The sequence below is a fragment of the Enterococcus infantis genome, assembly GCF_049166715.1.
In the GTDB taxonomy this organism is placed as follows: Bacteria; Bacillota; Bacilli; order Lactobacillales; family Enterococcaceae; genus Enterococcus_C; species Enterococcus_C leclercqii.
Genome location: NZ_JBMHFB010000002.1, coordinates 129,865 through 142,314, shown reverse-complemented (window position 1 = coordinate 142,314; position 12,450 = coordinate 129,865). Strand labels below are relative to the sequence as shown.

Annotated in this window: 10 protein-coding genes; all 10 read right to left on the bottom strand. The window is 35.1% G+C overall.

Going from position 1 to position 12,450, the window contains the following annotated elements:
• Positions 1-196 precede the first annotated feature (196 nt).
• Positions 197-2,014, bottom strand: a complete 1,818-nt coding sequence (locus ACOMA8_RS03220) for an aminotransferase class I/II-fold pyridoxal phosphate-dependent enzyme (RefSeq protein WP_421368472.1) — start codon at positions 2,012-2,014, stop codon at positions 197-199.
• Between the two features lie 124 nt (positions 2,015-2,138).
• Positions 2,139-2,963: a LicD family protein gene (locus ACOMA8_RS03215; protein WP_421368470.1), complete on the bottom strand. Its 825-nt coding sequence runs from the start codon at positions 2,961-2,963 to the stop codon at positions 2,139-2,141.
• Positions 2,964-2,969: 6 nt separating this feature from the next.
• A complete protein-coding gene (locus ACOMA8_RS03210) occupies positions 2,970-3,842 on the bottom strand; it encodes a hypothetical protein (RefSeq protein WP_421368468.1) in 873 nt (290 codons plus the stop codon).
• A 21-nt stretch (positions 3,843-3,863) separates the two neighbouring features.
• A complete protein-coding gene (locus ACOMA8_RS03205) occupies positions 3,864-5,273 on the bottom strand; it encodes a lipopolysaccharide biosynthesis protein (protein ID WP_421368466.1) in 1,410 nt (469 codons plus the stop codon).
• Positions 5,270-6,781 (bottom strand): O-antigen polysaccharide polymerase Wzy family protein, encoded by a 1,512-nt coding sequence (locus ACOMA8_RS03200; RefSeq protein ID WP_421368463.1) that lies wholly within the window; start codon positions 6,779-6,781, stop codon positions 5,270-5,272. The genes ACOMA8_RS03205 and ACOMA8_RS03200 overlap by 4 nt, the downstream gene beginning before the upstream one ends.
• Positions 6,782-6,979: 198 nt before the next feature.
• Entirely contained in the window at positions 6,980-7,957 is a 978-nt protein-coding gene (locus tag ACOMA8_RS03195; protein WP_421368462.1) for a glycosyltransferase family 2 protein, read from the bottom strand.
• Entirely contained in the window at positions 7,950-9,011 is a 1,062-nt protein-coding gene (locus tag ACOMA8_RS03190; protein ID WP_421368460.1) for an NAD-dependent epimerase/dehydratase family protein, read from the bottom strand. Before ACOMA8_RS03190 ends, ACOMA8_RS03195 begins: the two co-directional genes overlap by 8 nt.
• A gap of 10 nt (positions 9,012-9,021) precedes the next feature.
• Entirely contained in the window at positions 9,022-9,723 is a 702-nt protein-coding gene (locus tag ACOMA8_RS03185; RefSeq protein ID WP_421368457.1) for an IspD/TarI family cytidylyltransferase, read from the bottom strand.
• A 774-nt stretch (positions 9,724-10,497) separates the two neighbouring features.
• Positions 10,498-11,319, bottom strand: a complete 822-nt coding sequence (locus ACOMA8_RS03180) for a LicD family protein (protein WP_421368454.1) — start codon at positions 11,317-11,319, stop codon at positions 10,498-10,500.
• Positions 11,320-11,399: 80 nt separating this feature from the next.
• Positions 11,400-12,437, bottom strand: coding sequence for a glycosyltransferase family 2 protein (locus tag ACOMA8_RS03175; protein WP_421368452.1), 1,038 nt, complete (start codon positions 12,435-12,437; stop codon positions 11,400-11,402).
• Positions 12,438-12,450 lie beyond the last annotated feature (13 nt).

Here is a 12,450-nt window from a genome sequence, read left to right as displayed (position 1 = left end):
CTTGTAAAGCATAAGTACAGCTTAGATAAAACGTTGATACATATTTTCAACGATCAAGTTGTCTCTAAACAGTTTATTAGCATTCATGTCGAAATTTTATATAGATTTGATTAATCAAAATCCGAAGACTTTCAAAAAAACATCCAAAAACCAAACTCAATCATTTCTATTTTTCTAATCATTCACGGTTTGCTTTTTAGCCTAAATACATTTTCAATGCGTTAATAAGAATTCGATTTTCTTCACTCTTTTTAACCGCAACACGAATATAGTCTTCCCCATTAAATCCATCTTTTTTTGAAAGATCCTTAATCAATACTTTATGTTCATCTAACAATTTAATCGCTAATTTTCTAGATGAAATATCTCCTTCTAATCTACAAGTAAAGTAGTTTGCCTGTGACGGAATGACAGTGATACCGGATATATTACTTAGTTCTCGATATAGCTCATTTCTAACTTCATAAAACAGGTCCAAACCAACTTTATAGTCCTTTTTGTATTTCTCAAAAATTTGGAGGAAAAACTCTCCAAAAGAATTGATATTCCAGATAGAAACATCTTTTTTCATGAATTCAATTAAATCTGGCATAGACGTTACCAAAAATCCAAGTCTCACACCTGGAACTCCAAATGATTTTGAAATACTCTTCACAATTATCAAATTTGAAAACTTGTTAACAATGCTGCGATCGATCAAAGATGCATCTTTTTCTAGATTGACAAAATCACCAAAGGATTCATCCAAAATTAGTGTAATATCTCTTTGTTTAGTCCAATTTAATAATTTAAACAACTCATTTTTAGGAATATAGTTACCAGTTGGGTTGTCAGGGTTTATCAAAACTAGGTTTTGGATGTCTTCATTTTCATAAAATGAAATAATATCATCTACGGAATATTCAAAGAATTTTGTAGTTGGATAATACTTAATAATTTCAATCGGTTTCAATCGATTTGGATACTCTTCAAAAGTAGGAGCAATGACACCAAACCTACCAGTTAAATAGCCCATTAATGACTTGATCAATTCTGCCGCTCCATTCCCTACTATAATCTGATGAGTTGGAATGTTGTAATATTTTGCGACTAATGACGAGTTTACATTCAAGCCAGATGGGTAGTCAATCACTAAACGTGATAAGTTCGATTTAATTTCAGAAAGCATTTTTTTTGGAGGATAAAATGGATTTACTAAATAGCAAAAATCAATAATTTTAGGATATCGCCAATACCCGCCGAATCTACTCGACAGATCATCAAACTTCTTTTCTGGAGTTGTGTTGAACAATGAGCTAGCTACGTCAAGATCCTGTGCATCATCAATCTCATACCATGGAACATCCTCAATATCCAATGCTTTAATAATAGTTGAATCTAACTGAGAAATTGTTTTTAAAATAGTTTCATAATATTCATTTTTCCCGAATGCATGCATTTGAGCTTCCAAAAAAGGAAAATAGACATTTTGGGAAAATTGCTTGCTAAATTTATAGATATTCACCGTTTTATAGTAAAATTCGGTTTGTTCAAAATCAAATGCATTTTTATCTATAAAGTCAACAATATTTTTATTCTTGTCAAATTTTACAACTGTCCCATCCATCCAAGATTCAAATTTTGATACTACGGCTAAATTTTCAAAGTCTGATTCTACAACTCTCTCTAGCACTTCGTCAGCAAAAATCAAATCCGACTCTATCATGACTGTATCATCTTCGAAGAAATATTCTTTTGCCAAATACACTGAAAAGATATTATTTGTTTTATCAAAATCTCGATTTGTTACATATTTGATTGGTGTCTTTATACTTAAAGAGTCGATATACCTTTCCATTACTTCACTTTGATATCCATCTACCACAATAATTCGATTCAAATTCAATAAATCAAGTTGCGTGAGCATACGCTCGATTAACGATCTGCCATTCACTTCAACCATACTTTTTGTAGAGTTTTTAGTAAGTTCCTTCATTCGGCTACCAAGGCCTGCCGCTAAAATCAATCCTTGCATCTTATCTCCACCTCAATTTTGACTTATAATACCCAATTTTGCATCTTAGACTATTATGCTACTGTAGCCAATTCTGTAATACTCATTTTTAATGAAAAATAACCCTAGCTTTGAAACTCACTGTTCATTTAAGGTAAAATTTATAGGGATGATGAGTAATTCTATCTTTTTCAGGCGGCAATTCCATGTAGTTCCCATATCTAGTTTCAAGAAAAGCCTTTTTAGCACTTATAGTTCGAACCTGTGCTCCCTCAAAATTTATCAGTTCAAATTCGTCAAACCATTGGACTGGAAATAATCCCCAGTCATTATTCATAGTTTCCAAAAAGCCACAGTATTTCGATTCGTCAAATTTGTAGCGTCTCGCTATATCTTCATAGCGTTCTCGCCAGAAATGATCATTTCCCTGACTTAATAATTTTTGATGTCGCGGATACCTAGCTATCAGCTTCACCAGGCCTTTCATCAAGGAGTAGGAGCGGGCATACGAGCACTGTAACGTATCTAACATATTTAATCGATATGTTTCACACTCTTTCCAAAAAGACAGTCTTTCAGACGTGTTTACCGGAACACCATCAAGTGGAAAAATATCAATAAAGACACCAAAATTTGGATCTTCACTTCCGAAGTATTGTGAAGATTTTGCCCGAGTTTCTTTATCGACTACTTTTGCGAAGGTATATCTACAATGTTCCCTTGTTTGGTAATCTAAAAGTAGGTAATCCTCCCTATTTTTAAGTATGTTGATGAGACTGTCATAATCATTTCTCGGCATTACAATATCAATATCGTCATCCCAAGGAATATAGCCGCCATGCCGAACAGCACCCAAGAGTGTTCCATAATAAATAGAATATCTTAAATGATTTTCTTCACAAAGATCATGGACGTATATCAAGATTTTCAAAGCTCTTTCTTTAACTTCTTCTAAAGCCAATTCCTTCATGACTTATTACTCCTTTAGTTCATAGTAATTTCCAAGGGTCTCTATTATACGCCGATACATTTCAAACTGCGGATCCTGTATACCATTTTCTGACACAACAATAACTTTGTAATCTCGATCGCTTGCAAGTCTCGACCCATATAATGGATATAGTTTGTACAGCAAAAGATGCTGTTTAAGTTGACCCACCGGATCTTCAAACTTCATCTTTTGATTCTGAAAACCATTGGTGAGTCCCATTTTTTGTGAAGAGTCAGTTTCAGACTCAAACATACTTTTCTCTAAAACTGATTTGGACAAATTAATAAAATAGTTTTTTGCATCATTAAAGTCTGAATGATTTTTAAAGGAAAACACTCGAATCAAATTATTTTTATTACCGCTTCCATCATTAAATGAAATTCCCTCTCTAAATTTAAAGGGAAGCGTTTCTTCACTAATTTTCTGTTCATCAAAGACTGATAGTGTTGCTCTTTTGAATAGTCCAACAACTTTTTCAGGAGATACATAAGCACGATTTTCTAACGATTTAGTAAATAATGAGGTATCTAGTTGTGCACTATTTACGATAATTTCTCCCGAAGTTAATGCAATTCCAATTGGAAAAGATTGCTGTTTATCATCAATAATATATGAATCAATGGAAAAATTTCCCTCTTTATCAATATACAACTTTCTATTTTCACGATCTATGTTTGCCTCGTAATATCCATTTTTTAAACCTGTGGTATGTCCAGAAATATTTAGCAACCCGCCTTCGCTAACGGTAAACTCTTTTTGAGAAAATGTAATTGCTGCATCGGTTCGATTATAAGCACATCCGACAAGGGAAATAGAAATACCGAATAGAAGAACCGATAGTATTGATTTCTTTTTCATAGCGATCCCCCCAAAGAATTATTAAGACTGACTCTTTCTATTTTTTAAAGCAAAAATAAGTTTAGCTGCGTGTTGTCTATAAGACACGATAAAGATCCCAATGATTACAATGAAAGCAATACCATTCATTAAAATACTTCCATAGTTATAAACGAATACAGTCATAAAAAATAAAACAGTGTAAAATAGGAACTGTTTATAGTTAACCGATATATTTACAAAACGTTTAACTAATCTTATACGTGCTATAAAACTCACAGCGTACCCAGCACACAATGAAATACTTGCAGCCTGAACTCCTAACGAATGAATTAGTATGATTAAAATTACTACGTTTGTAATAGCCGATAAAAGAGTAGTAAAGAAAATAAATTGATTCTTTTTTAAAATATTTATAATACTAGCTAGAAAAGAAGTTTGACTTGAAAAGAAAGTTGCATATAAGGCTATAGGAACAACTGAAGCTGCTGCAGCATATTGCGCATCAATAAAGTATGGAAAAATGAATTTAATAACTGGGAGAAGTGCAATCAAGCCAATATACAAGAATCTAGAGTATTCATTGAGTGCACGAGAATACAATCGGACTTTTTCATCGTCTGTAGCATCCACTTTTGAATAAGATAATTCCTGCCATGCCATCTGGAATCCAGTAGTTATCAACATTAGCATTGAACTGAACCTTGTAGCGACAGCATAGAGTCCATTATCTGCATTAGAAAGAGTTTCTGATATCATTACTCTATTAAATCCATTTAAAAACCACCAAGCGGCAGAATTTAGGCAAAGTGGTAGCGAATATCGTAACATCTCTCTAAACAAGGCGGAATCAAAAAAAGCTCTTTTGACCCTACTTCCTAGGCCAACGACAGACGCAAGTCCCAAAGCATTGACTCCTAGCCCAACAATAGAACTAATATACAGAGCGCTAAAATCCATGTGAAAAACAGTGAGTAATAAAATATTCAATAAAAGAGTAACCAACGATCCTATTAATCCACAGAGAACAAATGCTGTATTCTTACCCAAACCACGGGCAATATAGCCAGTTACTTGTTGGAAATTGTTAACTACCCCCATGAGAAAAAGTAATCCCAAATACTGCAATCCAACAACATTTCCAAAAACTAACAGAACAATAGCATATAAAACAGTGGATACGGAGAACATCAAAATCCCTACAGTAATAGGTTTATTTTTATCCTCATCTGAAAAATCAAACATAAAACGCATTGTGCCTTCCCATATATCTAAAAAGAGTATTGAGATTAGAAAAGTATTGTATGCAACCGAAAGATCATATACACCATATTCAGTAGGTGATAAATAGGATGTATAGAGGGGCAACAACAAAAAAGTAAGTGACTTACTCAAAACGTTTCCCAATAAATATATACCAGTTGATTTTATAAATCTGATTAAGTCTTTCAAATCAAATCTTTTCCTTCCAAAAGAGTAAGCCATTTTTTAGGAAACAGCTTAGAAAAAAGCAAATATCCAAATGTAACTCCTATAACACTTAGCCAAAAAGACGGCTTGATTAGGAATAATAGGAACTCTGTCGCTCCTCCACGAGGTGTCCAAAAAATATCTTGTAAACAGCATAAAACAAACAGTGATGAAAAATAACCATTATTTACAAACAACCGAACAAAGTAAATTAATAAAACACCTAAGAGTAGGCTATAGATAGCTATACCGAAATATCCAAAATCAGCATTCAAATCTAATAGGTAAGACCCACCATTTCCATTCCCAGCCAAATAAGCATCTCTACGATAAACATATGCCAGGTTATGCGCATATGAGTTACTTACCATACCTCGGTAAGGATTATTTCCTGTACCCAAACCAGGTACTCCAAAAAGTTTTTGGGCGATGAATCCGTGTCTTATGGAGTCAATAAATCCGCCAAACGTATAATTCTTATACTCTGTAAATGCCATCTTTGGATAGTATTCATACCCTGAAGTCAATGTATCAAATTGTGTACCCTGCTTATAAAAAAAATCTGAAATTATAGAAAATACATTTGTGGTTCCAACATTTGTTCCAGCTCTTAAATAATTATAAGCACCTAAAAGAGCGAGCATTATCGGAGTTCCAAGTGCCAATAAATATTTTTCAAATTTTCCCATCCAAATGTCTCGATTATCATAGCGATTTTGTATAACATAATACACGAGAGTAAACAATAAGCGCAAAACAAAGGTATTCCTTTGTCCCATCACAAGAGTTGGTACCCCCCCAATGACGTATGATGCCAATGTGAAAAACACTACCTTCTTTCTAGGTTTTAAAGCTAAAAAGAAACATAGAGCAAACGGAAGCATAGTCGCAAATGCTGTAATAGGAAGTGGTGCTTTTGTAGAAAAACTTACGTAGAATTCTTCATAAGTATGAGCTCTAACAAAGAAAAGCTTTTCAACATCTAAAAGTACACTACATACCCACGTCACCAACAAAAAGCATCCCGTCACTACAAACAACACACTCTTTTTGTCATTATCAATCGAATAAACAGAATGTTCTTCTCTAAATCGCTTGCTTTTTCCAAAAGCAAAGCTATATAACATGCTACCTAAAAAGAGAAAAACAGTTGTCAGAAAAAGAGCAGCAAGAGAAAATCGAATGCTCTCTGGTTCGAAATACCACCAAATATTTCCACGCAGTATACTAATTAGTGGTCGACTATACATAAAAGTAAACAACATTACCATAAAGAAAAAAAGTAGGATGCGCTCGCCCAAATTTCTTAGAGCATAGCATAAATTAGCTACCCCAAACAAAACTATTCCTAAAAATTGCTGATTAAAATTTTGTCCAAGAAAAAAGAGAAGTACTCCACCAATAATTAGAGCTATTTGCATCCACAAATTAACTTTCTGAACTGAAAAATAGTGAGCTGCTTTATCAGTCAATTGTTTCAATTTACTCAACTTTAGTTTCCCCACTTTATATTTTTTGGTTGTCCGTTTTTACTAAAACGAATATTTTAGCCTAAATAAGATTCCATTACTAAACTCACGTCACAACATCCAATAAACCTGTAGAAAGATAGACATCAAAATCTGCTTTAGCTGATAATACTGTGATAGTCAGTTGTGAGTTGTAGTAGGCATTTTAATGAGCCCACCTCATTTATTTTTTTTCAAAATAAATTTTTCATGAGTAAGGGACAATATCTTGTAAAATCTTACGTTCATCATCAAAAATATCATTGCAATTTTTCTTTGCTTCAAAAAAACCTTATTTTCAATTATAAATTTAAAATTTCTTCTAAGGTAACTGACAATTTGAGGTAAATATTCAACTCTTGTATAATTTTTCGTTAACATTATTTTATCTAACACAATAAAATATGCCCAACAAACTCTAGTATGCGCCAGTTCAGACAAATCAGGGTAATTTACATTCAACCAAGTCTCATTTTCAGACCACACCTTGATTGTATCCATATCTCTTGAGCTAAACGCTTTGCTCGAAATACTTTCATCTCGATGATAATAGAAGTAACTTGGCTGTGTATCAATTACTACCCTGTTAGTGAGATTCAGGATATCCAAGATTACTGCTGCATCTTCTGTTATTATTCCTTCAGGGTATCTAATTTGTGAAAACAGTCGTGAATCATACAATTTGTTTACGGCATGAACAGAAACAATTTTAGCCTCTAAAATTGCTTGAATAGCTTCTTTTTTTGAAAGAACTTCTTGAATTACAGGCTTCGTTCGCTTCATATCACCACTGTATATATCCACAATTCCACAGATTGCCATATCTGCTTCTTCTCGCGTGATATCCTCATACAAAAGCTGATACATATCTGTCGCGATATAATCATCGCTATCCACAAAACCGATAAAGCGTCCCTGAGCAACTTCGATACCTGCGTTACGAGCACTACTCAATCCGCCATTTTCTTTATGAATCACCTTTACTCGTGTATCATTTTTGGCATACTCGTCACATATTATACCAGAGCGATCAGGAGATCCGTCATCCACTAAAATCACTTCAATATCTGAGAATGTTTGGTTCAAAATCGAATCAACACACTTTTTTAAATACTTTTCTACCTTATAGACAGGTACGATAATACTGATTTCACACATTTTTTAGCTCATCCTTCACAATTTTTACCGTATGACTCAAGGCTGTGTTCAAGTCAAAAATCGATGCAAAACCATTTTTTTGAATTTTTGTGATATCTAATAAAGCTTTATTAGCCTTTGAAAAACCTTTTTGCTCCAGTTCATCCGGAAGTTGAAAAACTATCCGACCTTTTCCAACTGCGGCAATTTTAGCAGCAAGATCCTTTAATCGTAAATCGTAATCTTTACCGCCAGCAACATTATAGGCTTCTCCTGACGAGCCGTTTGTCAGTAAATGGAGCAGTGCCAGCACAGCATCTCCAACATAAACGTATGAAAAATGCTGTGTACCCTCGCTCTTTAAAACAATGTCTTCATTACGAGCAGCATTCAAAATAAATTGCGAGGAAGCTTTTGTATCACTCGTAAGCATCGTGGGACCAAACACGCGGCTCAATCGAGGTATTACGATGTCGATTCCATATTTGGAAATATAGGCTTGACAAAGAGACTCGCTAACCCGTTTTCCTTCCGGATAGCCAGCTCTCAATGTATTACAATCAATGTATCCGCAGTATGCTTCGTCAAAATACTCAGTATCACTACGATTTTCTCCATAAATTTCTACCGTTGACAAAAATAGCGTCCGTTCAGCGTTAGTCGCTGCTGCATGCTTTAGTACTTGCTCTGTCCCCATCAAATTAGTCATAATCGTCCCAATTGGATCTGTGGCATAGGCCTTAGGATGTGTATTGCTGGCACCGTGGATCAAGTAATCAGCTTTCAATTCTTTCGGAAGTGGCGTGGTCACATCTCCTTCAATAATTTGAAACTTTCTTGCTGGCAAGTAATCCGCAAAATATTGCTCTAACCGCCTGCGATTACGACCCATTGCATATACGTTGACTGAGGTACGCTTTTGTTGATTAGCCAGCATCAATACATCGACCAAAAAAGAACCTATCATTCCTGATGCACCAATCATCAATAATGATTTCCCAGACAATTTCTCCCAGTCAGGATAATTTTCGATAACCTTTTGTAGGTCTTTTTGATACAAGCTATTCTGCAGCATATCAGCTCTCCTAATCTTTCATTTTCAAATAAGCCTTAAACAGTTCCAAATCATCGGTAGTTGTCAGTTTTATGTTCTTATCTGATCCCGCGGCAAAGTACAACGTTTCCCCGAGATCCACCATCATCGTGTTCGTATATGAGGAGTCTGTCATCCCGATATTTTCAGTGATTGCCCGATTGTATGCTTCTAGCAATTTTCCATAAGTATAGGCTTGGGGTGTCGATACTCGGCGCAGCGTATTACGATCAACGTATTGATTAGTAGTTTCATCTGTTGTCTTGATAAAAATTTGCTCATTATAAGGAAGCGAGGTCACTGCATTTCCATGCTCCTTGCACTTCACAATAACATCCGAAAGAACTAACTCATCAACTAGCGGACGAATGCCGTCGTGAATGATAATCGTATCCTCAAGAGAACTATGCTCTTTTAAAAACTGTACTCCATTATTAATTGATTCTTGACCAATACGTCCACCTTGAATGATCCACTGAACTTTAGAAAGATTGAACTCTTTAACATACGCCCAGAGCGTCTCTTCCCATCCTTCTTTGCACACTACTAAAATTCTATCAATCTGAGGATGCTTTTGAAATGATTCTAGCGTGTAAATAATAATAGGCTTTCCCTCTATAATGATAAACTGTTTGGGAATATCCTGTCCCATCCGCTTTCCAACACCACCGGCGATGATTATTGCTGTGATCATGATTGACATACGCTCCTTTGCTTGCCATTTTTAATGAATCAAGCATCCTACTATCATGCTTAATCTAGCCAATTATCTTTCCCATTTTCTCATAAGCAAACATATTTTTCAACGTTTCCTAAAAACTCGCTTATTTCTAATAGTAAAAATTTAAAATACTACATAGAAAACTATCAAATTTCCAAAGCGATTAAGTGCTTTTATCGTGATTGGGAAGCAACAGAAAGCCGCTAAGCTCCTAATATACCAATATAGAATGCCCTCACAAAATAAGAGCCTGCATCTGAATCACATTGATCTATGATGATTCCAGCGAAACCATCAATACTCCGGCACGTATCAGTTTTTCCATAACAATACAAATCTGTTTTATTCTGGTGCAATCAATGCTCATGGTCATTTAGCATTTTCAATAGAGTGTATAAAATGTATTTGTCACAGCATTACAGAATGCCTAATCTAGATTACCACGTTTTAGGTACAAGCCTACTTTCGTTTTTGTTAGATGAGTAAGTAAGTTCTGGCTCATATTTTTTTATTGCCTCGGTTTGATGTCCACCGAAACAACATCTTGAATATTATTCATTAGCAAATATATGCGGTTACTTTCTGCTTACATTCAATTGATGGACGTATGTAATGCGTATTTTCAAGTATATAAAAAACACCAACTTTCATGGTCAGAGAAGCTTCCCATAATAGTCAATGTTTTTCAATCAGATTGCAGAATTATAACCAATATCTACTATCATCATATTATTAGTCTAAAAAGTTTCATTTGATCTTCTGTGTTTCTAAATAAGACTTACCTTTATAGCTCAAATAAGAATTATCCGGGTCTATCACAACTGCATCATGGATTGTTTTCTGCTGATTGCGAGGTGGTGGCGTCATATAATCTCCAAACGCTCGCTTAAGATAGTCATCATACCCAACTGGTAAAGGCATTTGAGTAGATTCAAAAGGCACAAAAACTGCCGTCTTGAAATCCTTTCGTGGATATAAATTCCCCATATATTTTGGTCCTACGCAAAGTTCAGTAACGTGTGTTGAGGGCCGACCGTTGTATCGGGTCATTCTCTTTTCAGCAAACCGCCACACTTTATACTTCAAACCTGCCGTTGGGACGATTCCAAGTAAAATTTTGCCCGTCATTCCAATAAACTTCCCATGATTTTCCGGTATAACTTGTGTACAGTAGACTGCATAGACCATAGCCCAAAACTTCTGAACTTTTCGCTTCCAAGCCTGATCAGGCGCCGTATCCAGTGGAAAAATATCAATGGCAATACCGTGTGTAATATCCAGGTCTCGTTGATACACTTTGACGAACGTTGTCTCGGCGTCTCTGATGGTAATAAACGAATTGTGATCATTATACTCTCGCGAAGGTTTTTGCATTGGATACCGACTTATATTTGCTTTTTGAGGCCACAGTTTGGCAAACCGTTCATAATCTTCGCGTGGCATGAAAAAATCCAAATCATCATCCCATGGAATAAATCCTTTTTCACGGATTGCGCCGATAGCACCTCCTCCGCAAAAATAGCACAAAAGATCGTGTTTTTTACAAAAAGCAACAATCTCTTCTGCCATTGCAAGCGTTCGCTCCTGCACCTTTTTCAGCTTTTGATCTTTACTGAACACTACCCATTCCCCACTTTACTTTAAAGAAATTAATATACTCTCTTAAAAAATCCCATTAGTTTCGGTGTCTTAACTTCAATCACACTACCCCACCATATAACGAAAAGAAAACAGACTGTCGGAAGATAAAAGAATAACTTGGTTAATCGTTTAGATATGCTGTCTTTTCGAGCAACTTTCTTTGCTGCAGTGACTTCATCACTCTTTTGAATTTCTCTAATTTGTCTATTTTTCTCGCCAAAAGATAATTCAGTTGTCTCCATTATTGAAAAGCATGTCGATATGACACCCTTTAAAAATAGTGAAGCTAGTCCATCTTTGTTTTTGCCATCACTAACTTGTTCAGCTCGTTTATAAAATTCAGTAAAAGTAAAAAATTTTTCCGGTGAATATCTATTTGTTAAGCCTGATTTAGAATCAAAATTATAGTGATAAGCTACTTGTGAATTCAAAACGACCTTGTTACAAAATTGCGCATAATCCAGATTAAATATCCGATCTTCACAACTACGATAAGGCCTGAATCTTATTTCATTTTCACGAATAATTTTAGTACGGTAGCATTTGTTCCAAACAACATACATCAGTTGTCGATTCATCAGGTCATACAAATCATCAACGAAAGTTTCGTTTGAATCATAGATGCTGTTCTCAACCGTATAAGGCCTACAGTTTATTATTTTTCCATCTTCAATCTCAATAAATTCAAATGAGCTGATTATTAAATCAAGAGTAGGTTCGTCAGCAATAATGCGATCGTACATTGAAAGAATTTTATCAGATGGAAAATCGTCCGCATCAAAAAAAAGGAGATAGTCACCTTTTGCCCGCGTGATTCCATGATTTCTTGCAATGCCTGGACCACCATTTTCAACCGAAATAAGAGAAAAATGTGGGTGTGTTGCGACAAAACTTTGAACAACAGCTGCAGTTCGATCTGTTGATCCATCATTAACTACAATGCACTCATAAGAATCGGATTGTAGCTTAGCTATTCTTTCCAATGATTCGTCTATTGTGTCCTCCGCATTAAACACAGGGACAATAATTGAATACCGAATATTCACTTTTTTCACCTCT

Coding starts and splice junctions, on each gene's coding strand:
- ACOMA8_RS03220 (WP_421368472.1), bottom strand. CDS start 2,014: ATGCAAGGATTGATTTTAGCGGCAGGCCTTGGTAGCCGAATGAAGGAA.
- ACOMA8_RS03215 (WP_421368470.1), bottom strand. CDS start 2,963: ATGAAGGAATTGGCTTTAGAAGAAGTTAAAGAAAGAGCTTTGAAAATC.
- ACOMA8_RS03210 (WP_421368468.1), bottom strand. CDS start 3,842: ATGAAAAAGAAATCAATACTATCGGTTCTTCTATTCGGTATTTCTATT.
- ACOMA8_RS03195 (WP_421368462.1), bottom strand. CDS start 7,957: ATGTGTGAAATCAGTATTATCGTACCTGTCTATAAGGTAGAAAAGTAT.
- ACOMA8_RS03190 (WP_421368460.1), bottom strand. CDS start 9,011: ATGCTGCAGAATAGCTTGTATCAAAAAGACCTACAAAAGGTTATCGAA.
- ACOMA8_RS03185 (WP_421368457.1), bottom strand. CDS start 9,723: ATGATCACAGCAATAATCATCGCCGGTGGTGTTGGAAAGCGGATGGGA.
- ACOMA8_RS03180 (WP_421368454.1), bottom strand. CDS start 11,319: ATGGCAGAAGAGATTGTTGCTTTTTGTAAAAAACACGATCTTTTGTGC.